The sequence below is a fragment of the Streptomyces sp. NPDC020845 genome (genome assembly GCF_044334165.1).
Lineage (GTDB): Bacteria > Actinomycetota > Actinomycetes > Streptomycetales > Streptomycetaceae > Streptomyces.
Map to the genome: position 1 here is coordinate 315,822 of NZ_JBIRSJ010000007.1, position 25,067 is coordinate 340,888.

Below are 25,067 nucleotides of genomic sequence, written 5' to 3' on the forward strand. Positions count from 1 at the left end.
CCTTGTTCCCTGGTCCTGGCGCCGCCACAGCCGTCACAGCAGTCCGACGGCCGTGTCGACGGCCTGCTCGACGCTGCCCTCCGCCGGGTAGAGCAGCGCGCGGCCGACCACCAGGCCCTGGACGGTGGGCAGGCTCAGCGCCTTGCGCCACTTCTCGTACGCGCCCTCCTGGTCCCGCGGACTCTTGCCGACGTCCCCGCCGAGCAGCACCGCGGGCAGCATGGAGGTCTCCATGACGGCGGCCATGTCGTCGGCGTCCTCGGTGACCGGCACCTTCAGCCAGGTGTACGCGGAGGTCCCGGCGAGCCCGGAGGTGATGGCGATGGACTTGGTGACGGCCTCGGCGCTCAGGTCGTTGGTGACCTTGCCGTCGATCCGGCGGGAGATGAAGGGCTCGACGAAGATGGGCAGCCGCCGCTCGGCCATCTCGTCGATGGCTCTGGCCGTGGACACCATGGTGGTCAGCGAGCCCTCGTCGGAGTAGTCGATGCGCAGCAGCAGCTTGCCGGCGTCGAAGCCGAGCCGGGCGATGTCCTGGGGGCGGTGGCCGGTGAAGCGGTCGTCGAGTTCGAAGGAGGCGCCGGCCAGGCCGCCGCGGTTCATCGAGCCCATGACGACCTTGTTGTCGAGCGCACCGAGCAGCAGCAGGTCCTCGAGGATGTCGGCGGTGGCGAGCACGCCGTCGACGCCGGGGCGGGACAGCGCCGCGCACAGCCGCTCCAGCAGTTCGGTGCGGTTGGCCATGGCCAGCTTGTGGCCTCCGACGGCGAGGGCGCCGCGCGCGGGGTGGTCGGCGGCCACGATCATCAGACGGCCGCTGTCGCCGACGAGGGGGCGCCGGACGCGGCGGGCGGCCGCCTCGGCGATCGCCTCCGGGTGCCGGGTCCGCACCTTGACCAGGTCGGAGATACTGATGCTCAAGACGGGCTCCTCGCAGTCGCGTTCATGAGATCACGTCCTCCCCTCGATCCCCGCAGCCTGGCGGCGGCCGGGGGCGAGGGGCGGGTGATCAAGAGAAGGGATGGCTGGTCACCTGCGGTCAGTCCCCGGCGAGCAGGGCCTCGACCTCGGCTTCGGTGGGCATCGCGGAGGAGCAGGCGAGGCGGGACGCCACGATGGCGCCCGCGGCGTTGGCGTACCGCATGATGCGCTCCAAGCCCCAGCCGGACAGCAGGCCGTGGCACAGGGATCCGCCGAACGAGTCGCCCGCGCCCAGGCCGTTGACGACCTCGACGGGGACCGGCGGCACCTCGGCCGTGGTGCCGTCGCGGTGTACGGCGAGTACGCCCTTGGGGCCCTGTTTGACGACGGCCAGCTCCACCCCGGCCTCCAGCAGGCGCTCGGCGCAGGCCGCGGGCTCCCGCACCCCGGTGGCGACCTCGCATTCGTCGAGGTTGCCGACGGCGACGGTGGCGTGGCGCAGCGCCTGGGCGTAGTACGGGCGGGCCTCGGCCGGGTCCGGCCAGAACATCGGCCGCCAGTCCAGGTCGAAGACGGTCGGGCCGGCCTTGGCGCGCGCCTCCAGGGCGGCCAGGGTGGCGGCGCGGCTGGGCTCTTCGCTGAGGCCGGTGCCGGTCATCCAGAAGATCCGGGCGGCGCGTACGGCGTCGAGGTCCAGCTCACCGGGGTGGATCTCCAGGTCGGGGGCTTTGGGCCGACGGTAGAAGTACAGCGGGAAGTCGTCGGGCGGGAAGATCTCGCAGAAGGTGACGGGGGTGGGGTAGGCGTCGACGGGGGTGACCCAGCGGTCGTCCACGCCGAACTCGCGCAGCGCCTGGTGGATGTACTCGCCGAAGGGGTCGGCCCCGGTGCGGCTGATCACCGCCGTGCGGCGGCCGAGCCGGGCGGCGGCCACCGCGACATTGGTCGCGGAGCCGCCGAGGAATTTGCCGAACGTCTCGACCTGCGGCAGGGGGACACCGATCTGCAGGGGATAGATGTCCACCCCGATCCGGCCCATCGTGATCAGGTCGTACGGCTCACTCATGCGTACCCCTTCAGGAAAGACGCAGCTCAGGCGGCAGCTCAGGCTCACGGTCCGCGCAATGTGCGGGCGGCTGTGGCCCTTCAGGTCTAAGGGTGTCCCCCACCCCCTGTCAAGAATTTGTCCTTACATTCGGACCTATCAAGGGCGCCGATGGGCGACGTTATCGCCTCGTTACGTCCAGATGAAATGTTGTCATGACAAACCCTTGACAGCCGGCGGCCCCGGGGAGTTGGCTCCCCTTCGCAACGGCCGTGTCAACAACGGTCCCGGCTTGAGAGGTGCTGGAACAGATGGACCTCAGAATCAACCGAACCCGCAGAGCTTCGGCCCTGGCTGCCCTGGTCACGGCTGGCGTCCTCATCGCCACCGGCTGCAGCAGCAGCAGTGGCGGCAAGAAGGCCCAGGAAGCCTCGGACGACATCTCCGCCGGCAAGGCGAACACCCCCCGGCTGAAGATCGCGATGATCACCCACGCGGCACCGGGCGACACCTTCTGGGACACCATCCGCAAGGGCGCCAAGGCGGCGGCGGCCAAGGACAACGTGGACCTGGTGTACTCCAGCAACCCCAACGCGGCCGACCAGGCGAACCTCATCCAGAACGCCATCGACCAGCACGTCGACGGCATCGCGGTCACCCTCGCCAAGCCCGACGCCATGAAGGGCGTCATAGCGAAGGCCGAGAAGGCCGGCATCCCTGTCGTCGGCTTCAACGCCGGACTCGACAACTGGAAGGACATGGGCCTGCTGGAGTACTTCGGCCAGGACGAGAACATCGCCGGCCAGGCCTTCGGCAAGCGGCTGAACGAGATCGGCGCCAAGCACAACATCTGTGTGATCCAGGAACAGGGCCATGTCGCCCTCGAGGCCCGCTGCGCCGGTGTGAAGAAGACCTTCAAGGGCAAGACGGAGAACCTTTACGTCAACGGCACCGATATGCCGTCGGTCAAGTCGACGATCACCGCGAAGCTCAGGCAGGACTCCAGCATCGACTACGTCGTCACCCTCGGCGCCCCCTTCGCCCTGACCGCCGTCCAGTCCGCCGACGAGGCCGGGGGCAAGGCCAAGGTCGCCACCTTCGACCTCAACAAGGACCTCGTCAACGCGGTCAAGAGCGGCGATGTGCAGTTCGCCGTCGACCAGCAGCCGTATCTCCAGGGCTATCTGTCGATCGACTCGCTGTGGCTCTACAAGGTCAACGGCAACTTCAGCGGCGGCGGCGAGAAGCCCGTCCTGACCGGGCCCGCCTTCGTCTCCAAGGACAACGTGGAGACCATCGCCAAGTTCGCCGCGAAGGGCACCCGGTGATCGCCCGATGACCCAGACCACGACGCCGGCGGCGGCGACGCCGCCGGCCTCCCCCACCGTCCACAAGGCCCGCACCACCGAGCGCTCGCTGATCCGCCGGACGCTGGCCCGCCCCGAGATCGGTGCGCTGGCCGCGGCCATCGGCGTCTACATCTTCTTCTTCGCCGCCGCCCCGACCTTCCGCCAGGCCGACTCCTTCGCCACGGTCCTCTATCAGGGGTCCACCATCGGCATCATGGCCCTGGCCGTCTCCCTGCTGATGATCGGCGGCGAGTTCGACCTGTCGGCCGGTGTCGCCGTCACCTCCTCGGCACTGACCGCGAGCATGCTCAGCTTCCAGCTCACCACCAACGTGTGGGTGGGAGTCGTGGTCGCCCTGGGCGTCTCGCTCCTCGTGGGCCTGATCAACGGCATACTGCTGATCAAGACCGGACTGCCCAGCTTCCTGGTCACCCTCGCCAGCTTCCTGATGCTCCAGGGCGCCAACCTGGCCGTCACCAAGCTGCTGACCGACAATGTCGCCACCGACACGATCAATGACATGGACGGCTTCGACCAGGCCAAGTCGGTCTTCGCCTCCGAGATCTCGATCGGCGGCATGGATGTGAAGATCACCGTGCTGTGGTGGCTGTTCTTCGCGGCCATCGCCACCTGGGTGCTGCTGCGCACCAAGTTCGGCAACTGGATCTTCGCGGTGGGCGGCTCCAAGGAGAGCGCCCGAGCCGTGGGTGTCCCGGTGACCTTCACCAAGATCGCGCTGTTTATGACCGTGGGCTTCGCGGCCTGGTTCGTCGGTATGCACCTGCTGTTCGAGTACAACACCGTGCAGGCCGGCGAGGGCGTGGGCAACGAGTTCTACTACATCATCGCGGCGGTGATCGGCGGCTGTCTGCTCACCGGCGGCTATGGCTCGGCGATCGGCGCGGTCCTGGGCGCCTTCATCTTCGGCATGGTCAACCAGGGCATCGTCTACGCCAACTGGAACCCCGACTGGTTCAAGTTCTTCGTCGGCGTGATGCTGCTGCTCGCGACGCTGGTCAATCTGTGGGTGCGCCGCCAGGCGACCAGGAGGTGATGGCAATGGCCACGAACGTGACCAAGGAAGCCGCCGCGGGCCGGAGCCCGGAGCCGGTGGTCCGGCTCAACGGAGTCGGCAAGCTCTACGGCAACGTCCGCGCGCTGCGCGGAATCGACCTGGCCGTACGGCCGGGCCAGGTGACCTGCGTACTGGGCGACAACGGCGCCGGCAAGTCCACCCTCATCAAGATCGTGTCCGGGCTGCACCAGCACGACGAGGGGGAATTCCTCGTCGACGGCAATCCGGTGCGCCTGTCCAACCCGCGCGACGCCCTCAACCTCGGCATCGCCACCGTGTACCAGGACCTGGCCACCGTGCCGCTGATGCCGGTGTGGCGGAACTTCTTCCTCGGCTCCGAGCTGACCCGCGGCCCCTGGCCCGTGCGCCGCCTGGACATCGAGCGGATGAAGCGGATCACCGACGAGGAGCTGTCCGCCATGGGCATCCACCTCGACGACCTGGACCAGCCCATCGGCACCCTCTCCGGCGGCCAGCGCCAGTCGGTGGCCATCGCCCGGGCCGTGTACTTCGGCGCCCGGGTGCTGATCCTGGACGAGCCGACGGCGGCGCTCGGCGTCAAGCAGTCCGGGGTGGTGCTCAAGTACATCGCCGCCGCGCGCGAGCGCGGGCTCGGCGTCATCTTCATCACCCACAACCCCCACCACGCCTATATGGTGGGCGACCATTTCTCGGTGCTCAGGCTCGGTGCGCTGGAGCTGAACGCCGCCCGCGCGGACGTCACCCTGGAAGAGCTCACCAACCACATGGCGGGCGGGGCCGAACTGGCCGCGCTCAAGCATGAGCTCGCGCAGGTCCGCGGGGTCGATGTGGAGGAGCTGCCGGAAACGGTGCAGACCCCCTCCGTCTGACCCCCGCCCCGCCGACTCGTCCCGCCGGCTCGCCCCATCTCCTGGCATCCTGACCTTACGTCCGAATGTCCTGACGAAGCCTTGACGGATGGCCACCCGGCCCATGAAGCTGCCCAAAACAGCATCACCCGGGCACCACAGCCCCACCCGCACCACAGCCCCACCCGCACCGCACGCCCCCCTTCCCCGGTCGCCGACGACCGGTGAGAGGAGTTCCCCTTCATGACTGCCGCCTCCCCCGTACCCGCCCCAGGCCGCATCCGGGTCGGTTCGGCCCCCGACTCCTGGGGCGTGTGGTTCCCCGACGACCCACAGCAGGTCCCCTGGCAGCGCTTTCTCGACGAGGTCGCCGAGGCGGGCTACGAGTGGATCGAGCTGGGCCCGTACGGCTATCTGCCGAGCGACCCGGCGCGGCTCACCGAGGAGGTCGGCCGGCGGAATCTGAAGGTCTCGGCGGGCACGGTCTTCACCGCCCTGCACCGCGGCCCCGGCGTCTGGGACGCCACCTGGGAGCATGTCTCCCAGGTGGCCGGGCTCACCCAGGCCATGGGCGCCCGCCATCTGGTCGTCATCCCGTCCTTCTGGCGGGACGACAAGACCGCCGAGCTGATCGAGCCCCCGCAGCTGACCGCCGAGCAGTGGCGCCATCTGTCCACCGGTATGGAGCGGCTGGGCCGCCAGGTGCGAGAGCGCTTCGGGCTCGACATCGTGGTCCACCCGCACGCCGACACCCACATCGACGGCGAGGAGAACGTCGCCCGCTTCCTCGACTCCACCGACTCCGACGTGGTCAACCTCTGTCTGGACACCGGGCACTACGCCTACTGCGGCGGCGACAGCGTCAAACTCATCGAGACATACGGCGAGCGCATCGGCTATCTCCACCTCAAGCAGGTCGACCCGGAGATCCTGGCCGACGTCGTCAAGAACGAGGTGCCCTTCGGGCCCGCCGTCCAGCGCGGGGTCATGTGCGAACCGCCGAACGGCGTCCCCGCCCTCGAACCCGTGCTGACCACGGCCCAGCAGCTGAACGTGGATCTGTTCGCCATCGTCGAGCAGGACATGTACCCCTGCCCGCCCGACAAGCCGTTCCCGATCGCCCAGCGCACCCGCCGCTTCCTGCGCTCCTGCGGCGCCTGACGCTTTCACCCGCCACACCGGAACAGGGAGAGAAGACACACCATGACGCAGCAGGGGACGCTCGGGGTCGCCGTCATCGGGACCGGCATGATGGGCGCCGATCATGTCCGTCGGATCAACGACGTGATCAGCGGGGCGCGGGTGGCCGCCGTCGTCGACATCGACGAGGCGCGCGCCAAGCATGTCGCCGACGGTGTCGAGGGCGCCGCGGCCTACACCGACCCGGCCGCCGCCATGGCCGCGCCGGACGTGGACGCCGTACTGATCGCCTCGCCGGGACCGGCCCACGAGGCCGCGCTGCTGACCGCCTTCGAGCACGATCTGCCGGTGCTGTGCGAGAAGCCGCTCACCCCGGACCCGGAGTCCGCGCTGCGGGTGCTGGAGGCCGAGCAGCGGCTGGGCCACCGCCGGGTGCAGGTCGGCTTCATGCGGCGCTACGACAGCGAGTTCATGAAGCTCAAGTCGCTGCTCGCGGGCGGCGAGCTCGGGCGCCCCCTGCTGCTGCACTGCCGCCACCGCAACGCCTCCGTGCACTCCTACTTCACCAGCGACATGCTCATCACCGACTCGGTGGTGCATGAGATGGACCAGTCCCGCTGGCTGCTGGAGCAGGAGATCACCGCGGTGACCGTGCTGCGCCCGACCCCCAGCGCACACGCCCCGGAAGGGCTCAGCGACCCGCAGTTGGTGATTTTCGAGACCGACGGCGGCTCGCTCGTCAACGTCGAGATCTTCGCGACCTGCGGCTTCGGCTACCAGGTGCAGGCCGAGGCGGTCTGCGAGCGCGGCACCGCGCGCGTCGGCGACGCCCACGGCATGCTGATCAACCGCACGGGCGGCTGGGGCGGCGAGATCGCCCCGGACTTCGTGGCCCGCTTCGAGGAGGCGTACGACCGCGAGGTACAGGCCTGGGTGAACGCCACCCGGCGCGGCGAGGTGGAGGGCCCCAGCACCTGGGACGGCTATGCCGCGGCCGCCGTCAGCGCGGCGGGGGTCCGGGCCCAGACCACGGGTGAGCGCACGGCCGTCGAGATGATCGAGCGCCCCGCGTTCTACGCCTGAGCCGTTCTACTGCCTGAGCTGTTCTACTGCCTGAGCCGTTCTACGGCTGAGTCACCTCGCACAGTGCGGCAGGGTGACCCGGTGTTCTCACGCTGGGTCACCCTGCGTTGTCCCACTGGGTCACTCGGCTGTCACGGCCGTCACATCTCCGCGATCCTTCCGTCACAGACGTTCAACAACGCCTATCCGGGCGTCACTCACCGTCGTTGACCGGGCACAGGCTGAGTGATCACAAGCGGTCGCGCCGCAGCTCCCCCCAACGGCCCTTGGTGGACCGTTGACTGCGGCGCCCGCAGGAAGGCGCGAGAGATGACCGACCGGAGGCTTTGGTCGTACAAGGAGATCGCCGCGCACATCGGTGTGCGGACGGACACCGTACGGTCATATCGCAAGCACGGCCTGCTGCCGCCCCCCGATCACGTGGAGGGCGGCAAGCCGTACTGGTACGCGGACACCATCCGGACCTGGGTGACCCTCAGACCCGGCAACCGCTCCCGGCGTGAGCCGAGAGACTAGGCTCCCGGGCGGACGCCGTCAGGCGGAGCGGTGGAACACCGCCGCGACCTCGGGGATGCGGTCGATGTAGCCATCCAGCAGCTTCCGGCCGACCGTGACCGAGTCGACCAGCGGGTGCAGCGAGAACGCCTTGACCGCGTCCGCCCGGGACCCCGTCAGCGCGGCGCTGATGGTCAGCCGCTCCACCGCCTTGACCTGCTGCATCAGCCCCGCCTGGGACAGGTCGGGCGGTGTCGTGGCCAGCGGGTGGACGCCGTTCGCGTCGACCGTCACGGGCACCTCGACCACCGCGTCGGCGGGCAGCGCGGCGATCGTGGTGCCGTTGCGCACGTTGAGGATCATCGTGGCGCGCTCATTGCGGCTGATCGCCGCCATGACGGAGAGCGCCACCCCCGCGTACCCCTGGTGGGCGGGGTCGGGGCTGAACGCCTCATCGGGCTCTGTCTCGCCCTGCACCGTGCCCTTGGCCTCGGCCATGTAGTTGGCGCTGCGGTTGGCGACCGTCTCGCGCCACAGCTCCACCGGCGACGCGCCCGCCGCCTGCGCCACCCGCTCGTAGAACTCGCCCTGCTGACGGGACAGGAACTCCCCGCGAGTGCGCGGGGCGTCGAGGATGCCCCGCACCGCGTCCCGGTTGAAGTAGTAGTAGTACAGATACTCGTTGGGGATCAGCCCGAGGTCGCGCAGCCATTCGCGGCCGAAGACCACGCCCTCCTCGAAGTCGCCGAGCAGGTCGTCGTCGGCGAGCAGCCGGGGCAGTACGTCCTCGCCGTCCACCAGCACCCGGCGCATCCAGCCCAGGTGGTTGAGGCCGACGTAGTCGAACTGGGCCCGGGAGGCGTCGAGTCCGAGCGCGGTGGAGACCCTGCGGCCCAGGCCGGACGGCGTATCGCAGATGCCGAGCACCCGGTCGCCGAGCACGCTCTGCATCGCCTCGGTGATCATCCCCGCGGGGTTGGTGAAGTTGATGACGTACGCCTGGGGCGCCAACTCCCGCACCCGCCGGGCGATGTCCATCATCACCGGGATGGTCCGCAGCCCGTAGGCGAGGCCGCCGGGCCCGGTGGTCTCCTGGCCGAGTACGTTCAGGTCGAGCGCCACCCGCTCGTCGCACACCCGGCCCGCGAGACCGCCCACCCGGATCGCGGCGAAGACGAAGTCGCTGCCCTCCAGGGCGGAGTCGAGCGAGGTGGTCGCGGTGACCTTCGGGGCGTCGGGGTGGCCGTCGGCGAACCGGGCGAGCACGTCGGTCATGGCCTTCAGCCGTTCGGCGTCGGTGTCGTACAGCCAGACGTCGTCGATACGCGGCGAGCCCTGGTCACGCAGCAGGGCCTGGTAGACGTACGGCACCCGGAAGCCGCCACCGCCGAGGATGGACAGTTTCATGCGGAGATCACCTTTCCGCCCGCCTCGCGGCAGAGCTGGACGGTCTGAGGATCGGCGCCCTGCGTGGTGATCAGGACGTCGATGTCGGAGAGGGAGCACAGGCGCAAGGAGCCCGAACCGGGGAACTTCGCCTCGGAGGCGAGCAGCACCACCTGGTCGGCGGCCTCGATCAGGGCCTGCTTGATCGGCGCTTCGACCGCCATGTTGTCCACCACATGGCCGTTGGCGCGCACCCCTGTGCAGCTGAGGAACACCAGGTCGGCGCTGACCTGGCGCATCGCGGTCTCGGTGAGCGAGCCGACGAACGAACGGAAGTTGCGCCGCAGTACACCGCCCAGCAGCACCAGCCGCACGGTGTCGTCGTCGCGCAGCTCGTCCAGCACCGCCAGGCTGCTGGTGATGACGGTGACCGGACGGCCGCGCAGCCGGCGGGCGACCAGCGGGGTGGTGGTGCCGATGTCGAGCACCACCACGCTGTCGTCCGGGACCAGCGCGGCGGCGTGCTCCGCGATGCGCTGCTTCATCGCCTGGTCGTGCGACGCCGAGACGTCGAACGGCGGCTCCTCCTGGGACTGACGCGCGGTCAAGGCCGCGCCGCCGTAGGTGCGTACCAGCTCTCCGTCCTGATCCAGCTGCTTGAGATCACGCCGGATGGTGGACTCGCTCACCTGGAGGCTCTCGGCCAGGTCGCGCACCGACGCGACGCCGGTCGCCCGCAGCGACTCCACGATTCTCGCATGCCGATTTCTCGAAGTCACGCATTGACGGTAGCACCGATGACTGACTTCGGTCATCGTGGCAAGAAACAATCACTTTACTGACCGAATCTTGTCATCAGCGGATCTCATTGCTCATAGTTGAGCACCCACCGGACACAGCCGCCGTGACGGCGACGCATGGACGGCGGATGGACGGCGGATGGACGGCGCATGGAAAGGTGCTCCCTTGCTTGATGCTCTCTTCGCGGGCGGGGTCTTCTGCGACCTCGTCTTCGGCGGTGTCCCACACCTCCCCTCGCCCGGCAGCGAGGTCTACGCCGACCGGTTCGCGGTGGCCGCCGGCGGGACCGCCACCCGCTGCGTCGCGGCCGCCCGACAGGGCCTTGAGACCGGGCTGTTCGGCGTGATCGGCACCGATCTGTTCGGCGACCACCTCGCCGCCGTCCTCGGTACCCAGCCGGGCCTGGACCTGCGCTGGCTGCGGCGTAACCCCTCCGTGCACACCCCGATCACGGTGGCCGTCGCCAACGAACACGACCGCGCCTTCATCACCTACGAGGAGGACGCCGCCCACCGCCCGGACACCTGGGACGGCGAGCTGCCCCGCGTACGCGTCCTGCACCTGGGCATCGCCGAACCACTGCCCGGCTGGGCCACGGAGCTGCGCGCCCGCGGCACGCTCGTGGTCGGCGGCGTCGGCTGGGACCCCACCGGGACGTGGTCCCCGGACCTGCTCACCCGGCTCGGCGACGTCGATGTGTTCGTCCCCAACGCCACCGAGGCGATGAACTACACCCGCACCGACTCCGTCGAGAAGGCCGTCAAGGTACTCGCCGACCACGTCCCGCTGGTCGTCGTCACCGACGGCCCCCGCGGCGCGGTCAGCCTCGACCCGGCCACCGGCGGCCTGGTCCGTGTTCCCTCCCCACGGGTCACCGCCGCCGACCCCACCGGAGCCGGCGACGTCTTCACCGCCTCCTTGATGACCGCCCTGCTCCAGGACGGCTGGCCGCTCACCAGCCGGCTCAGATACGCGGCGATCTGCGCCTCGATGTCCGTACGGACGCTCGGCGGAGCCGCCGGCGCCCCCACGCCAGCCGCCATCCGCGCCTTCCTCGACCGGATGCCCGGCAGTGACCTTCCCGACCAGGACCGCGCCCTCTTCCAGGCCGCCCTTCAGGACCAGGAGAACCGCTGATGAACGACAGAACTCCGTCCTCACGCCGCCATGGCACCCGCCGCCGCCGATACGCCGCCGTGGCGCTCGCCGCCGCCTGTCTCACCGCGGCCGCGGCCTGCGCCCCCGGTTCCAGTAGCGGTTCGGGCAGCGGCGCGGACAAGAGCGCCGGTCCGGTCTCCACTGATCCGGCCAAGGCCGGCAAGGTCACCCTCACGGTGTGGGACCAGAACACCGACCCCGGCACCGACGACTCGACCAAGGCGCTCAACAAGGCGTTCATGGAGAAGTACCCGAACGTCACCGTCAAGCGCGTCTCCCGGTCCTTCGCCGACCTGAAGACCACCCTGAAACTGGCCCTGTCCTCCGCCAACCCGCCCGACGTCGTCCAGGCCAACCAGGGCTACCCCGACATGGGCACCTTCGTGAAGGCCCAGCTGCTCCAGCCGGTCGACCGCTACGCCAAGACGTACCACTGGGACACCGCCTACCCGGCCCAGCTGCTGGACCTCAACAGGTTCTCCAGCGACGGCAAGACGTGGAAGACCGGCAGCCTCTACGGCGTCTCCCAGACCGGTGAGATCGTCGGCGTCTACTACAACAAGGCCAAGCTCAAGTCGCTGGGCCTCAAGCCCCCGCAGACCCTGGCGGACTTCCAGACCGCCCTCGCCAAGGCCAAGGCGTCCGGGCTGCTGCCCCTGTCCTACGGCAACGCCGACAAAAGTCCGGGCATCCATCTGCTCGGAGTCGTGCAGGCCCTGACCGCGGGCAAGTCCGAGGTCCGCAAGCTGGTGTTCTCCGAGGGCGCCAAGTGGACCGGCTCGGGCACCGTCAAGGCCGCCACCGTCCTGCGGGACTGGGCGAAGAAGGGCTATCTGACCAAGGGCTTCAACGGCCAGAGCAAGGACCAGGCCGCCGCCGCGTTCGCCGAGGGCAAGTCCCTCTTCCTGGTCGACGGCACCTGGCAGGCCGCCGGCCTGGCCACCAAGATGGGCGCCGAGAAGCTCGGCTTCACCGCCCTGTCCCCGAAGGCCGGGGACACCCCGGTGACCCAGGGCGGCGAGGGCCTGGCCTGGGCGGTCACCTCCAAGTCCAAGCACCCGGACGTTGCCGCCGCCTACATAAACTTCCTGGTCGACGAGAACGGCATGAAGCTCAGCGCGGACTACGGCAACCTCCCCGCGCTGCCGCCCGCCTCCTACTCCCCGCGGTCCGGCACCGTCCACGCCGATGTGCTCGCGGCCTGGAGGTCGGTCAGCGAGAAGGACGGACTGCTGCCCTACCTCGACTACACCACGCCGACCTTCTACGACACCCTGACCGCCGCCGTGCAGGAGCTGATGGCCGGGCAGATCAGCCCGGAGAAGTTCGGTCAGACGCTCCAGACCGACCACGACTCCTTCCTCAAGAGCCGATAGGTCCCGCCCGACCATGTCGATCACCGTTTCCCGTACCACCGCGCGCAAGCAGCGCCCGGCCGACGCCCGCCCCGGGCGCCCGGCCGGGCGCCGCGGCCACCGGTCCTGGAAGGGCTATCTGTACGCCCTGCCCGCCCTCACCGTCCTGACCCTGTTCATCCTGATCCCGCTGGGCCAGGTGGTGCAGATCTCCCTGTATCACTGGGACGGTCTGTCCGCCTCGACCTGGGCCGGCGCGGCCAACTACGCCGAGATCGTCGGCGATCCGCTGCTGCGCGACGGCTTTGTCCACTCCCTGGTCCTCCTCCTCTTCTACGCGGCCATCCCCGTCGCCCTCGCGCTGGTACTCGCGGCGGCCACCACCCGCGCTGCCCGGATGCGCGGCGTCTCGGTGTTCCGCGCGCTGCTCTTCCTGCCGCAGGTGATCGCCCAAGTGGTCACCGCGACCGCGTGGACGGCCATCTACGCGCCCGACGGCGTGCTCAACCAGGTGCTCGAGGCCGTGGGCCTGAAGTCGGTCACCCGCGCCTGGCTCGGCGACTTCTCCACCGCCCTGCCCGCGGTCGGCCTGATCGGGACCTGGCTCGAGGTCGGCCTGTGCCTGGTGCTGTTCACCGCGGGGATCGGTCAGATACCCCGCGAGCTGTACGAGGCCGCGAAGGTCGACGGCGCCGGGGCCGTCCGGGAGTTCTTCGCCGTCACCCTTCCCGGCCTGCGCGGCCAGATCACGGTGGCCCTCACCCTCACCGTGATCGCCGCACTGCGCACCTTCGACCTGGTGTACGTCTCCACCCACGGCGGCCCCGGCAACTCCACCAGCCTGCCCGCCTATCAGATCTACAACCGGGCCTTCAACACCGGCCAGGTCGGTTCCGCCTGCGCCATCGCGGTCGCGCTGACCCTGCTGATCCTGGTCCTCACCTTCCTGATCACCAGGCTCCAGCCCGACGAGTCCGAAGAGGGGTCCTGAGCCGATGATCACCCGGCGTGAACGCGCGCTGAACTACGCCATCCTGACGGTCTTCGCCGGCCTCGCGCTGCTGCCGCTGGTCGGGGTGGTGTCCTCCGCCCTCACCCCGGCCGAGGAGTCCTCGTCCTCCTTCACCTGGCCGTCCAGCCTGGACTGGGGGAACTTCGCCGCCGCCTGGTCCCAGGGCCACTTCGGCACATATCTGGGCTCCAGCGTGCTGGTCGCGGTCAGCGTGGTGCTGCTGACGAGCGTGCTGGCGATCCTCGCGGGCTACTCCTTCGCCCATTTCCAGTACCGGGGCCGGTCCGCGCTGTTCTACCTCACCCTGGTCGGGCTGATGGTCCCGCCCGAGGCGTTCGTCATCCCGCTCTACTTCGACCTGCGCGATGCGGGGCTGAGCGACACCTACTGGTCGCTGATCCTGCCGCAGACCGCCCAGTCGCTCGCCTTCGGCGTCTTCTGGATGCGGAACTTCTTCCGCTCGGTGCCGCGCAGCGTGATCGAGGCGGCCCGGCTCGACGGCGCCTCGGACTGGCGGGTGCTCTGGGGGATCCTGGTGCCTGCCGGCCGACCGGCCCTGCTGACCATGGCGATGCTGGTGTTCATGTGGACCTGGAACGAGTTTCTGCTTCCGCTGGTCATGATCACCGACGAGGCCAAGCGGACCGTGCCGCTGGGGCTGGCCTTCTTCCAGGGCCAGCACACCACCCAGTTCTCGCTGCTGGCCGCCGCCTCGGTGATCGTCGCCCTGCCCGTGGTGCTCCTGTACGTCTTTCTGCAGCGTCACTTCATCTCCGGGATGCTCTCGGGCGCGGTCAAGGGATAGTGACCCGCTCGGCGCGGGGCTCGGCGCCGACGACCTCCTCGACGGGGGCGGCGCCGGTCGCCGGGCCGGCCGATTCCCCCTCGCTGAGGCCGATACGGGCGTGCAGCCGGCGCAGCGGACCCGGGGCCCACCAGGTCGCCCGCCCGGTCAGCCGCATCACCGCGGGCACCAGCAGGCTGCGCACCACCATGGCGTCCATCAGGACGGCCAGGGCGATACCGAGGCCGAGCATCTTGGTGTTGGTGACCCGCGAGGTGCCGATGGCGACCATGACGACGGCGAGGATCACCGCGGCGGCGGTGATCAGCCCGCCCGTGCGCCGCACGCCGAACTCGACGGCCGCGCGGTGGTCGCCCGTGCGGTCGTACTCCTCCTTGATCCGGGAGAGCAGAAAGACGCCGTAGTCCATGGAAAGACCGAAGGCCACACAGAACATCAGCACCGGCAGCGTGGTCTCGATGTCCCCGGTGCTGGTGAAGGACAGCGGGCCGGAGAGGTGCCCTTCCTGGAAGACCCAGACCACCGCCCCGAACATCGCGGTGAGGCTGAGGGCGTTGAGCAGCACCGCCTGGAGGGGGATCAGCACGCTTCCGGTGAGCAGGAAGACCAGCAGCAGGGTGACGACCACGATGATGGCCAGGGCCCAGGGCAGCCGGTCGGCTATGGAGTCCTTGCTGTCCACCAGCACCGCGGCGACCCCGGTGACCGAGGCGGTGAACGGCGGGTGCTGGGCGCGGATGTCGCGCACCAACTGCTGGCTCGTCTGGTCCACGATCTCGCCCTTGGACAGCACGGTGACATACGCCGCCCCGCGGGCTGCGCGCGCCGCCTCCACCGGGCCGGGCTCCGCCACCCGCCGGCCGCCCGCGAACTGGCCGGCCGGGCTGTCCACGCGCGCCACTCCGGGCAGGGCCGAGATCTTGCCGCTGTAGTCGGCGAGGGCCGCCGGGTCGGGTCGGGAGCCGGGCCGGGAGTCGATCAGGATGTCGATCGACCCGCCGGGGCTGCCGGGGAAGTTCTCCCTGATGTGCTGCTGGACCACGTGGGACTCGGCGCTCGCGGGCAGCTGGCGGTCGTCGGCGGTGCCGAACTCCACCCGTAGGAAGGGCAGTCCGAGGACCACCAGACCGCCGGCGGTGGCCAGCGCGAACAGCGGAGCCCGGCGCATCACCAGCCGGGCCACCCGGCCCCAGCCCGCTCCCGGCTCGCCCCGCTCCGAGCGGCGGCGGAACACCCGGGTCAGGTCCAGCGCGTTCACCCGCTCGCCGAGCAGGGCGAGCGCGGCGGGCAGCACCACCAGCGCGGCCGCCGCGGCGATCACCACCACCGCGATGCCCGCATAGGCGAACGAACGCAGGAAGTACTGCGGGAAGACCAGCATGGCGGCGAGCGAGACGGCGACGGTCATCGCGGAGAACAGCACCGTGCGCCCCGCGGTGCGCAGCGTGGTGGCGATGGCGGGCAGCGTTTCCGCGCCCTGGCCCAGCTCCTCCCGGAAGCGCCGCACGATGAACAGGGCGTAGTCGATGGCGAGCCCGAGGCCGAGCGCGGTGGTCAGGTTCTGCGCGAACACCGAGACATCGGTGAACTCGGTGAGGCCGCGCAGCACGGCGTCGGTCCCCAGGATCGCGATGATGCCGACGCCCAGCGGGAGCAGGGCCGCGACCGCGCTGCCGAAGACCATGACGAGCAGCAGCAGGGTGATGGGCAGGGCGATCATCTCGGCCCGCAGCAGATCCTCCTGGATGGTGGTCTGCAGCTCATGGCGCACCGCGACCGGGCCGCCGATCGTGACCTTCACCGGCCCGTGGTCGCCCCGGTAGGCGGGGGCTATGCGGTCCAGCACCTTCGCGGCGGCGCTCTCGTCGCCCACGATCCGCGCGGCGATCAGCGCCTCGCGCCCGTCCCTGTCGCGCAGGGCGGCGGCCCCGTCCCAGTAGGAGGTGACGCCGGTGACCGACTCCTCGCCCGCGAGCTTCTTGGCGAGGGCCCGGCCCTCGGCGGCGACCGCCGGGGCGTCGACCGTCGCCTTGCCGCTGTCGACCATCAGCAGCAGATTCGGCTGGGAGGCGGGGAAGTGCTTCTCGAGCGCCTTGGTGGCGTACGCCGACTCGGCGGCAGGGTCCTGCCAACCGCCGCTGCCCAGCCGGTCGGCCACCCCGCTTCCGGCCACGACGGCCAGCGCCGTGAACAGCAGGACGAGCAGCAGGGTCAGCCGCGGGCGGGCGGTCACCACTCCCGTCCAGCCTCGCGTCCGGCCCCTGTGCGGCCGGTTGACAACGGTCATAGCGCGGTGTCCCCTTCACCTGTGTCCATGCGGGCCTCACCGGTGCGGCGGCAGGCAGGCAGCATGGGTCGACGATTGCCCAAGGAGTGGCAAACACGAGCGACCGCTCGCATTTCTCAAGAATGCGAGCGGGTACTCGTGTTTGTCAATGAACCACCGAGAGCTGGGGATAACCGCGTGACCGAGACCAAGGCAGGACAGCCCGCCGGCGAGGCGAAGCCGCGCCGCAGGCAGGCGCGCGGCGAGCGCCGCATCCAGCAGCTGCTCGACGCCGCGGCCAACGTGTTCCGCAGGACGGGCTACGCCTCGGCGAGCACCAACGCCATCGCCCGCGAGGCCGGCGTCTCCCCCGGCACGCTGTACCAGTTCTTCCCGAACAAGGAGGCCATCGCCGTAGAGCTCGGCGAGCGCCTGACCCACCGGATGCGCGAGGCCCACGGCGTGCTCTTCACCCCTGAGTACGCCTCGCTCCCCCTCGGCGACATGCTGGACGCGGTCGTCGACCCTCTGGTCGAGTTCAACTGCCAGAACCCCGTCTTCCTGACGCTCATCCATTCGGGCGACATCCCCGGCGTCATGACCGAGGACCATGACGCGCTGCATGTGGCCCTACAGGCCCGCCTCGAGGAGCTGATCGGGTTCATCCAGCCCGAGCTGTCCGCCGAGCGCAGAACCCGCACCGCGACGATGGTGTTCTCCCTGTTCAAGGCCGGTCTCGAGCTGGTACTCAGCCATGAGGGCGAGGAGCAGGCCGCCTACATCGAGGAGCTGAAGGCATCCCTCCACGGCTATCTGGCCCCGATCATCGGCACCGAGACCCCGTCCCGCATTCCCTGACCGCCGCCCGTTGGCCGGAGCCCGCTGACCGGAGTCCGTTGAATCACACCGGTGGGCGACACCCCTCCCTTCATACCCCCTAGGGGTATTATGCTGTCATTGTCAGGGGACACAGGAGGATCCCGCGTCCCCTGGACACCGATGAACACAGCCGCAGTCCACCCGCTCACCGCACAGGAGAAGACATGAGCTCCGAGGCCACCACCGCGTCCGGCATCACCACCGTCTACCAGGTGACCGGCATGACCTGCGGACACTGCGAGGGCGCCGTCTCCGAGGAGATCTCCGCCATCGTCGGCGTCAGCTCCGTCAAGGCCGTCGCCGCCACCGGCCAGGTCACCGTCGTCTCCGCCGCCCCGCTCGACGACGAGGCCGTGCGCGCCGCCGTCGACGAGGCCGGTTACGAACTCACCGGCCGGGCCTGACGACCTGGGGGGCGATAGGGATCGGGAGAAGGAGCGGCGTCCGGTGCGGTCGATCGCAAGGCGCTGGAATGTCCTTGTAGCGGAGCTACTAGGGCGTTTCGGCAACGCCGCGAGCGGCCGTGCCGGGCGTCGCGACGCCGATCCCTATCGGTCCCCAGGTCGTAAACCCGAGGACACCCCTATCGGGCCGCGCGGCGGCGCCCCGCACGGCCCGGCCCTCCTCCCAGGAGACCCAGAATGACCAGCACGGCCCCCGAAGCCGCGACGGAGCGGACACCGACGGCGGAGCAGGCCCCGTCGGCAGCGGCCGCGACCTCCCGGGTGGAGCTCGCCATCGGTGGCATGACCTGCGCCTCCTGCGCGGCGCGGGTCGAGAAGAAGCTCAACCGCATGGACGGCGTCACCGCCACGGTCAACTACGCCACCGAAAAGGCCAGGGTGACCTACGGCGGCGAGATCGAGATCGCCGATCTGATCGCCACCGTCGTCAAAACCGGCTACACCGCCGAGCCGCCGAAGCCCGCAGAACCCGAGCGCGAACCTGAGCCGGAGCCCGAGCCCGAAGCCGCGCCCGACCGTGCCACGGCGGAAGCCGGAGCGGCCACACAGGGCGAAGCAGCCGCTTCCGCCGTGGCGGAGACCAGCGCGCGCACCGAAGCAAAGACCGACGCGAAGACCAATGCGCCGCGCCACCGCCTCCTGGTCTCGCTCACCCTCTCCGCGCCCGTCGTCCTCCTGGCGATGGTGCCGTCGCTGCAGTTCACGTACTGGCAGTGGCTGTCCCTCGCCCTCGCCACGCCCGTCGTGGTCTGGGGCGGTCTGCCCTTCCACAAGGCCGCCTGGACGAACGCCCGGCACGGCGCGGCCACCATGGACACCCTGGTCTCCCTCGGCACCCTCGCCGCCTTCGGCTGGTCGCTGTGGGCCCTGTTCTTCGGCGATGCGGGCATGCCCGGCATGCGCCACGGCTTCGACCTCACCGTCGCGCGTACGGACGGGTCGTCCTCGATCTACCTGGAAGCCGCCGCGGGGGTGACCGTCTTCATCCTCCTCGGCCGCTATCTGGAGGCGAAGGCCAGGCGCCGGGCGGGCGCGGCGCTGCGTGCGCTGATGGAGCTGGGCGCCAAGGACGTGACCGTGCTGCGCGAGGGTCGGGAGGTCCGTATCCCGGTCTCCCGGCTGGCCGTCGGCGACCGCTTCGTGGTGCGCCCCGGCGAGAAGATCGCCACGGACGGCACGGTGGTCGAGGGCGCCTCGGCCGTGGACGCCTCCATGCTGACCGGCGAGTCGGTGCCGGTGGACGTCGCGGTGGGCGGCAGCGTGGCGGGCGCGACCGTGAACGCCGCGGGCCGCCTGGTCGTCGAGGCCACCCGCGTCGGCGCCGACACCCAGCTGTCCCGGATGGCCGCGCTGGTCGAGGACGCACAGAACGGCAAGGCTGAGGTGCAGCGCCTCGCGGACCGCGTCTCCGGGGTCTTTGTGCCGATCGTCGTCCTCATCGCCGTCGGCACCCTGCTGGTCTGGCTGCTGCTGACCGGCGACGCGACCGCAGCGTTCACCGCCGCCGTGGCCGTACTGATCATCGCCTGCCCGTGCGCCCTGGGCCTGGCCACTCCGACCGCCCTCATGGTCGGCACCGGGCGCGGCGCCCAGCTGGGCATCCTGATCAAGGGTCCCGAGGTCCTGGAGTCGACCCGCCGCGTGGACACCGTCGTCCTCGACAAGACCGGCACGGTGACGACGGGCCGGATGCGGCTCTACGGCGTGCACACCGCCCCCGGCGTGACCGAGGACGAGCTCCTGCGGCTCGCCGGGGCCCTGGAGCACTCCTCGGAGCACCCCGTGGCCCGCGCCATCGCCGAGGGGGCCACCGCCCGCACCGGCGCCCTGCCGGCCGCCTACGGCTTCGAGAACATCCCGGGGCTCGGCGTCCAGGGCGTCGTGGACGGACACACCGTCCTCGTCGGCCGGGAGAAGCTGCTCGCGGCCCATGGGACCGAGCTGACCGAGGAACTGGCGGCCGCAAAGGCCGCGGCCGAGTCGGAGGGGCGCACGGCCGCCGCCGTGGCCTGGGACGGCCGGGCACGGGGCGTGCTGGTGGTCGCCGACGCCATCAAGGAGACCAGCGCCGAGGCCGTGGCCCGGCTGCGCGGGCTCGGCCTGACCCCGGTGCTCCTGACCGGCGACAACCGGCTGGTGGCCGAGTCGGTGGCCCGGGAAGTGGGCATCGAGCAGGTCATCGCCGAGGTGCTGCCGCAGGACAAGGTGGACGTGGTCCGGCGGCTGCGCGAGGAGGGCCGTACGGTCGCGATGGTCGGCGACGGCGTCAACGACGCGGCCGCCCTGGCCACCGCCGACCTGGGCCTGGCGATGGGCACGGGGACGGACGCGGCCATCGAGGCCGGGGATCTGACGCTGGTACGGGGCGATCTGCGGGTCGCCGCGGACGCGATCCGGCTGGCGCGCCGGACCCTGGCCGTCATCAAGGGCAATCTCTTCTGGGCCTTCGGCTACAACGTCGCCGCGCTGCCGCTCGCCGCGGCGGGGATGCTCAACCCGATGATCGCGGGCGCCGCGATGGCGTTCTCCTCGGTTTTCGTGGTCACCAACAGCCTGCGACTGCGGACCTTCACCGAATCTCCATAGATTCACCAAGTCCCCATAAGCCGCACAACACCCATACACCGGAGCCTTGATCTTCAGAACGAGGCTCTTGCCCTTTTACGCCCCCATATGGCAAGAGACGCAGATCACACGCGACCGAACGTAACCATCACGGGGGGTGGGGAGTCTAATGGGGCGGTGAGGGTTCGTCTTGGGGGACGGATCCCACTACGCGTGGCCGGGGCGACGTACCCGGGGAGCTTTGAGCGGCCCTCCCGTAACGTACGCGTCCCGGCAGCTCGCGTTGTGCGTGACGACAGTGTGGGCTTCTGTGGGCTTTACGCGGCCAACAGACCCCCGGCCGGATCCCGTGGGGGGAATCCGTAACCGGGAATGGAAGCGCCCCGCTCCGACCCGTGGGGGGATCGGCAGCGGGGCGCTTTCTGCAGCCTTTCAGGGCTCGGTTCGCCTCCGGGGCGCTACAGCCCCTGTCGACGGTCGACCGTGCTCGGCCCTTCGTACCTCAGGGCCTCCGCGCGCTCTCCACTTTCGACAGCGGCCGCGCCCCTCCGGTTCGCCCCCAGCTACCGCTGGGAGGTGCCCCCGGCCCGGGACCTGGCACCCGGTGTCAGCGCTGCTCCACCGGGACGAAGTCGCGCTCGACGACGCCCGTGTAGATCTGGCGCGGACGGCCGATGCGGGAGCCCGGCTCCTTGATCATCTCGTGCCACTGGGCGATCCAGCCCGGCAGCCGGCCGAGCGCGAACAGGACCGTGAACATCTCGGTCGGGAAGCCCATCGCCCGGTAGATCAGACCGGTGTAGAAGTCCACGTTCGGGTAGAGCTTGCGCGAGACGAAGTAGTCGTCGGCGAGGGCGTGCTCTTCGAGCTTGAGCGCGATGTCGAGCAGCTCGTCGGACTTGCCGAGGGCCGAGAGGACATCGTGCGCCGCCGACTTGATGATCTTCGCCCGGGGGTCGAAGTTCTTGTAGACGCGGTGCCCGAAGCCCATGAGCTTCACGCCGTCTTCCTTGTTCTTCACCTTGCGGATGAAGGTGTCGACGTCACCGCCGGATGCCTGGATGCCCTCCAGCATCTCCAGCACGGACTGGTTGGCGCCGCCGTGCAGCGGACCCCACAGCGCGTTGATGCCCGCCGAGATGGAGGCGAACATGTTGGCCTGCGAGGAGCCGACGAGGCGGACCGTGGAGGTCGAACAGTTCTGCTCGTGGTCGGCGTGCAGAATCAGCAGCTTGTCCAGGGCGCTGACCACGATCGGGTCGAGCTCGTACTCCTGCGCCGGGACCGAGAAGGTCATCCGCAGGAAGTTCTCGACGTAGCCCAGGTCGTTACGCGGGTAGACGAACGGGTGGCCGACGGACTTCTTGTACGCGTACGCCGCGATCGTGGGCAGCTTGGCCAGCAGCCGGATCGTGGAGAGGTAGCGCTGCTTCTCGTCGTGCGGGTTGTGGCTGTCCTGGTAGAACGTCGACAGCGCGCTGACCACGGAGGACAGCATCGCCATCGGGTGGGCGTCACGCGGGAAGCCGTCGTAGAACCGCTTGACGTCCTCGTGCAGCAGCGTGTGTGTGGTGATCTGGTCGCGGAATTCGGCCAGCTCGTCGACGGTCGGCAGCTCCCCGTTGATCAGCAGGAAGGCCGTCTCGAGGAACGTGGCGCGCTCCGCCAGCTGCTCAATGGGGTAGCCGCGGTAGCGCAGGATCCCCTGCTCACCGTCGAGATAGGTGATCGCGGATTTGTAGGCGGCGGTATTGCCGTAACCGGAGTCCAGGGTCACCAGACCGGTCTGGGCGCGAAGCTTGCCGATGTCGAAGCCCTTGTCGCCGACAGTGCTGTCGACCACCGGGTAGGTGTATTCGCCGTCCCCGTACCGCAGTACTACAGAGTTGTCACTCACGTCATCCCTCACCGACGTCTGGTTCTCTTCTTCGAGGTGCCCTGACTCCCCCCACCTTCCCCCATTCGGACGATGAACGTGCACTCGGGGTCGGCCGAAGGGCCTTTTGGCGGCACTGAGTGCCGCGTCCACGGCCATCCTGCCCCGTTCGTGACGGTCCGGAAACCCTCCCGACACGTTCGCTCCGAACCTCACGCACGAACTTCATGACCGAATCCACCGAATCCACCGCAGCTCACCGAACCTCAGGTGCCGAACGCGCCGAGCCGGTGGTCCAGTGCGGTGCACCTCCTGCCCGCCGACACCGTGCGCACCGCCTGCCCCAGGGCGCGGCGCGAGCCGACGAGCACCACCAGGCGCTTGGCGCGGGTCACCGCCGTATACAGCAGATTGCGCTGCAGCATCATCCAGGCGCCGGTGGTCACCGGGATGACCACGGCCGGGTACTCGCTGCCCTGTGAGCGGTGGATGGTCACCGCATAGGCGTGTGCCAGCTCGTCCAGCTCGTCGAAGTCGTACGCCACCTCCTCGTCCTCGTCGGTCAGCACGGTCAGGCGCTGCTCATCGCTGTCGAGGGAGGTGACGACGCCCACCGTGCCGTTGAAGACCCCATTGGCCCCTTTCTCATAATTGTTGCGGATCTGGGTCACCTTGTCGCCGACGCGGAAGATCCGGCCGCCGAAGCGCCGCTCGGGCAGATCCGGCCGGGCGGGGGTGATGGACTGCTGGAGGAGGCCGTTGAGCGTCCCGGCTCCCGCCGGACCGCGGTGCATCGGGGCCAGGACCTGCACGTCTCGGCGCGGGTCGAGGCCGAACTTGGCGGGGATCCGACGGGCCGCCACATCCACCGTGAGCTTCCCTGCGGCCTCGGTGTCCTCCTCGGCGAACAGGAAGAAGTCGGGCATGCCGTGGGTGATCGGCGGCGCGCCGGAGTTGATCCGGTGGGCGTTGGTGACCACGCCGGACTGCTGGGCCTGGCGGAAGATCCTGGTCAGCCGCACCGCCGGGACGGGGCTGCCGTCGGCCAGCAGATCGCGCAGCACCTCGCCCGCGCCGACGCTCGGCAGCTGGTCCACATCCCCGACGAAGAGCAGATGGGCGCCCGGCGGGACCGCCTTGACCAGCTTGTTGGCCAGCAGCAGATCGAGCATGGACGCCTCGTCCACCACCACCAGGTCGGCGTCCAGCGGCCGGTCCCGGTCGTACGCCGCGTCCCCGCCGGGCTTGAGCTCCAGCAGCCGGTGGACCGTGGACGCCTCGGCGCCGGTCAGCTCGGCCAGCCGCTTGGCGGCCCGGCCGGTGGGCGCCGCGAGCACCACCTTGGCCTTCTTGGCGCGCGCCAGCTCCACCACGGACCGCACGGTGAAGGACTTGCCGCAGCCCGGCCCGCCGGTCAGCACCGCGACCTTCTCGGTCAGCGCGAGCCGCACGGCCTGGCTCTGCTCGGGGGCCAGATCAGCCCCGGTGCGCTGAGCCAGCCAGGCGAGCGCCTTGCCCCAGTCCACGTCCTGGAAGCCGGGCATACGGTCCTCCCCGCCGCGCAGCAGCCGCAGCACCTGGCCGGCGAGGGAGATCTCGGCGCGGTGGAACGGCACCAGATACACGGCCGTGACCGGCTCGCCGCCGTCCGGGCCGGGCACGCTCTCGCGCACCACGCCCTCCTCGTCGGCCAGCTCGGCCAGGCACTCGATGACCAGGCCGGTGTCGACCTGGAGCAACTTGACCGAGTCCGCGATCAGCTGCTCCTCGGGGAGGAAGCAGTGGCCGTTGTCCGTCGACTGGGACAGCGCGTACTGCAATCCGGCTTTGACCCGCTCGGGGCTGTCGTGCGGGATGCCGACAGACTGGGCGATCTTGTCGGCGGTCAGAAAGCCGATGCCCCAGACATCGGCGGCCAGCCGGTACGGCTCGTTCTTCACGACCGAGATCGAGGCGTCGCCGTACTTCTTGTAGATCCGCACGGCGATGGACGTGGACACCTCCACCGTCTGGAGGAAGAGCATGACCTCCTTGATCGCCTTCTGCTCCTCCCAGGCATCGGCGATCTTCTTCGTGCGCTTCGGGCCGAGGCCGGGGACCTCGATCAGCCGCTTCGGCTCCTCCTCGATGATCTGCAGGGTGTCCAGGCCGAAGTGCTCGGTGATGCGGTCGGCGAAGACGGGCCCGATGCCCTTGATCAGGCCGGAGCCCAGATAGCGCCGGATGCCCTGGACGGTGGCGGGCAGCACGGTGGTGTAGTTCTCGACGGTGAACTGCTTGCCGTACTGCGGGTGGGAGCCCCAGCGGCCCTCCATCCGCAGCGACTCGCCGGGCTGCGCGCCCAGCAGCGAGCCGACGACGGTGAGCAGATCGCCGGAGCCGCGGCCGGTGTCGACCCGGGCGACCGTATAGCCGTTCTCCTCATTGGCGTAGGTGATCCGCTCCAGGACCCCTTCGACCACCGCGAGTTTGAGCATGCCCCGACGGTACCGCCGGACGCCGACACGCCCCCGGGCCCTGTGCACAACCCTGTGCACAACCCCCATGGGCGCCCAGTGACCA

General features: G+C 69.8%; 20 protein-coding genes. 13 read left to right on the forward strand and 7 right to left on the reverse strand.

Annotated elements, in window-relative coordinates; all coding sequences use genetic code 11:
• Positions 1–33: 33 nt before the first annotated feature.
• Together ACH4U7_RS19945 and iolC are read right to left on the reverse strand one after the other, a co-directional pair.
• Positions 34–921, reverse strand: a complete 888-nt coding sequence (locus ACH4U7_RS19945; protein WP_398529188.1) for a deoxyribose-phosphate aldolase — start codon at positions 919–921, stop codon at positions 34–36.
• A gap of 118 nt (positions 922–1,039) precedes the next feature.
• On the reverse strand, positions 1,040–1,987 hold the full coding sequence (gene iolC / locus ACH4U7_RS19950) for a 5-dehydro-2-deoxygluconokinase (protein ID WP_398529189.1): 948 nt from the start codon (positions 1,985–1,987) through the stop codon (positions 1,040–1,042).
• A 290-nt stretch (positions 1,988–2,277) separates the two neighbouring features.
• Between iolC and ACH4U7_RS19955 the strand changes: the two genes are divergently transcribed.
• From ACH4U7_RS19955 to ACH4U7_RS19980, 6 genes are all read left to right on the forward strand, one after another.
• Positions 2,278–3,294: a sugar ABC transporter substrate-binding protein gene (locus tag ACH4U7_RS19955; RefSeq protein ID WP_089507045.1), complete on the forward strand. Its 1,017-nt coding sequence runs from the start codon at positions 2,278–2,280 to the stop codon at positions 3,292–3,294.
• A gap of 7 nt (positions 3,295–3,301) precedes the next feature.
• Positions 3,302–4,369 carry an ABC transporter permease gene (locus ACH4U7_RS19960; protein WP_398529190.1) on the forward strand — a complete coding sequence of 356 codons (1,068 nt, stop codon included), beginning with the start codon at positions 3,302–3,304 and terminating at the stop codon, positions 4,367–4,369.
• A 5-nt stretch (positions 4,370–4,374) separates the two neighbouring features.
• Positions 4,375–5,241, forward strand: a complete 867-nt coding sequence (locus ACH4U7_RS19965) for an ATP-binding cassette domain-containing protein (RefSeq protein ID WP_398529191.1) — start codon at positions 4,375–4,377, stop codon at positions 5,239–5,241.
• 222 nt (positions 5,242–5,463) lie between these two features.
• A complete protein-coding gene (locus ACH4U7_RS19970) occupies positions 5,464–6,381 on the forward strand; it encodes a sugar phosphate isomerase/epimerase family protein (protein WP_398529192.1) in 918 nt (305 codons plus the stop codon).
• 42 nt (positions 6,382–6,423) lie between these two features.
• Positions 6,424–7,443, forward strand: a complete 1,020-nt coding sequence (locus ACH4U7_RS19975) for a Gfo/Idh/MocA family protein (protein ID WP_398529193.1) — start codon at positions 6,424–6,426, stop codon at positions 7,441–7,443.
• A 309-nt stretch (positions 7,444–7,752) separates the two neighbouring features.
• Positions 7,753–7,959, forward strand: coding sequence for an AlpA family transcriptional regulator (locus ACH4U7_RS19980; RefSeq protein ID WP_089506867.1), 207 nt, complete (start codon positions 7,753–7,755; stop codon positions 7,957–7,959).
• An 18-nt stretch (positions 7,960–7,977) separates the two neighbouring features.
• Here the strand turns inward: ACH4U7_RS19980 and ACH4U7_RS19985 are convergent, their stop codons facing one another.
• Both ACH4U7_RS19985 and ACH4U7_RS19990 read right to left on the reverse strand, forming a co-directional pair.
• Entirely contained in the window at positions 7,978–9,345 is a 1,368-nt protein-coding gene (locus ACH4U7_RS19985) for a 6-phospho-beta-glucosidase (protein WP_398529194.1), read from the reverse strand.
• Positions 9,342–10,103 carry a DeoR/GlpR family DNA-binding transcription regulator gene (locus ACH4U7_RS19990; protein ID WP_398529195.1) on the reverse strand — a complete coding sequence of 254 codons (762 nt, stop codon included), beginning with the start codon at positions 10,101–10,103 and terminating at the stop codon, positions 9,342–9,344. Before ACH4U7_RS19990 ends, ACH4U7_RS19985 begins: the two co-directional genes overlap by 4 nt.
• A gap of 187 nt (positions 10,104–10,290) precedes the next feature.
• On the opposite strand from ACH4U7_RS19990, the gene ACH4U7_RS19995 reads away from it, so the two are divergent.
• Genes ACH4U7_RS19995 through ACH4U7_RS20010 form a run of 4 tightly spaced genes read left to right on the forward strand, consistent with a single transcriptional unit; the run spans position 10,291 to position 14,455 of the window.
• A complete protein-coding gene (locus tag ACH4U7_RS19995) occupies positions 10,291–11,262 on the forward strand; it encodes a carbohydrate kinase family protein (protein ID WP_398529196.1) in 972 nt (323 codons plus the stop codon).
• Positions 11,262–12,659 carry an extracellular solute-binding protein gene (locus ACH4U7_RS20000; protein WP_398529197.1) on the forward strand — a complete coding sequence of 466 codons (1,398 nt, stop codon included), beginning with the start codon at positions 11,262–11,264 and terminating at the stop codon, positions 12,657–12,659. The genes ACH4U7_RS19995 and ACH4U7_RS20000 overlap by 1 nt, the downstream gene beginning before the upstream one ends.
• Before the next feature lie 13 nt (positions 12,660–12,672).
• A complete protein-coding gene (locus ACH4U7_RS20005) occupies positions 12,673–13,629 on the forward strand; it encodes a carbohydrate ABC transporter permease (protein WP_398529198.1) in 957 nt (318 codons plus the stop codon).
• 4 nt (positions 13,630–13,633) lie between these two features.
• On the forward strand, positions 13,634–14,455 hold the full coding sequence (locus ACH4U7_RS20010) for a carbohydrate ABC transporter permease (protein WP_398529199.1): 822 nt from the start codon (positions 13,634–13,636) through the stop codon (positions 14,453–14,455).
• On the opposite strand, the gene ACH4U7_RS20015 is transcribed toward ACH4U7_RS20010, so the two are convergent.
• Positions 14,445–16,742 (reverse strand): MMPL family transporter, encoded by a 2,298-nt coding sequence (locus ACH4U7_RS20015; RefSeq protein ID WP_398529200.1) that lies wholly within the window; start codon positions 16,740–16,742, stop codon positions 14,445–14,447. The genes ACH4U7_RS20010 and ACH4U7_RS20015 overlap by 11 nt on opposite strands.
• Before the next feature lie 177 nt (positions 16,743–16,919).
• On the opposite strand from ACH4U7_RS20015, the gene ACH4U7_RS20020 reads away from it, so the two are divergent.
• From ACH4U7_RS20020 to ACH4U7_RS20030, 3 genes are all read left to right on the forward strand, one after another.
• Positions 16,920–17,579: a TetR/AcrR family transcriptional regulator gene (locus ACH4U7_RS20020; protein WP_398529201.1), complete on the forward strand. Its 660-nt coding sequence runs from the start codon at positions 16,920–16,922 to the stop codon at positions 17,577–17,579.
• Positions 17,580–17,764: 185 nt separating this feature from the next.
• Positions 17,765–18,004, forward strand: a complete 240-nt coding sequence (locus tag ACH4U7_RS20025; RefSeq protein ID WP_398529202.1) for a heavy-metal-associated domain-containing protein — start codon at positions 17,765–17,767, stop codon at positions 18,002–18,004.
• Positions 18,005–18,241: 237 nt separating this feature from the next.
• Positions 18,242–20,650: a heavy metal translocating P-type ATPase gene (locus ACH4U7_RS20030; protein WP_398529203.1), complete on the forward strand. Its 2,409-nt coding sequence runs from the start codon at positions 18,242–18,244 to the stop codon at positions 20,648–20,650.
• A gap of 586 nt (positions 20,651–21,236) precedes the next feature.
• Here the strand turns inward: ACH4U7_RS20030 and ACH4U7_RS20035 are convergent.
• Together ACH4U7_RS20035 and ACH4U7_RS20040 are read right to left on the reverse strand one after the other, a co-directional pair.
• On the reverse strand, positions 21,237–22,526 hold the full coding sequence (locus tag ACH4U7_RS20035) for a citrate synthase (protein WP_089506875.1): 1,290 nt from the start codon (positions 22,524–22,526) through the stop codon (positions 21,237–21,239).
• Between the two features lie 245 nt (positions 22,527–22,771).
• A complete protein-coding gene (locus ACH4U7_RS20040; RefSeq protein WP_398529204.1) occupies positions 22,772–24,982 on the reverse strand; it encodes an ATP-dependent RecD-like DNA helicase in 2,211 nt (736 codons plus the stop codon).
• Positions 24,983–25,067 lie beyond the last annotated feature (85 nt).

Coding starts and splice junctions, on each gene's coding strand:
- iolC (WP_398529189.1), bottom strand. CDS start 1,987: ATGAGTGAGCCGTACGACCTGATCACGATGGGCCGGATCGGGGTGGAC.
- ACH4U7_RS19955 (WP_089507045.1), top strand. CDS start 2,278: ATGGACCTCAGAATCAACCGAACCCGCAGAGCTTCGGCCCTGGCTGCC.
- ACH4U7_RS19960 (WP_398529190.1), top strand. CDS start 3,302: ATGACCCAGACCACGACGCCGGCGGCGGCGACGCCGCCGGCCTCCCCC.
- ACH4U7_RS19965 (WP_398529191.1), top strand. CDS start 4,375: ATGGCCACGAACGTGACCAAGGAAGCCGCCGCGGGCCGGAGCCCGGAG.
- ACH4U7_RS19970 (WP_398529192.1), top strand. CDS start 5,464: ATGACTGCCGCCTCCCCCGTACCCGCCCCAGGCCGCATCCGGGTCGGT.
- ACH4U7_RS19975 (WP_398529193.1), top strand. CDS start 6,424: ATGACGCAGCAGGGGACGCTCGGGGTCGCCGTCATCGGGACCGGCATG.
- ACH4U7_RS19980 (WP_089506867.1), top strand. CDS start 7,753: ATGACCGACCGGAGGCTTTGGTCGTACAAGGAGATCGCCGCGCACATC.
- ACH4U7_RS19985 (WP_398529194.1), bottom strand. CDS start 9,345: ATGAAACTGTCCATCCTCGGCGGTGGCGGCTTCCGGGTGCCGTACGTC.
- ACH4U7_RS20000 (WP_398529197.1), top strand. CDS start 11,262: ATGAACGACAGAACTCCGTCCTCACGCCGCCATGGCACCCGCCGCCGC.
- ACH4U7_RS20005 (WP_398529198.1), top strand. CDS start 12,673: ATGTCGATCACCGTTTCCCGTACCACCGCGCGCAAGCAGCGCCCGGCC.
- ACH4U7_RS20010 (WP_398529199.1), top strand. CDS start 13,634: ATGATCACCCGGCGTGAACGCGCGCTGAACTACGCCATCCTGACGGTC.
- ACH4U7_RS20015 (WP_398529200.1), bottom strand. CDS start 16,742: ATGACCGTTGTCAACCGGCCGCACAGGGGCCGGACGCGAGGCTGGACG.
- ACH4U7_RS20025 (WP_398529202.1), top strand. CDS start 17,765: ATGAGCTCCGAGGCCACCACCGCGTCCGGCATCACCACCGTCTACCAG.
- ACH4U7_RS20030 (WP_398529203.1), top strand. CDS start 18,242: ATGACCAGCACGGCCCCCGAAGCCGCGACGGAGCGGACACCGACGGCG.
- ACH4U7_RS20040 (WP_398529204.1), bottom strand. CDS start 24,982: ATGCTCAAACTCGCGGTGGTCGAAGGGGTCCTGGAGCGGATCACCTAC.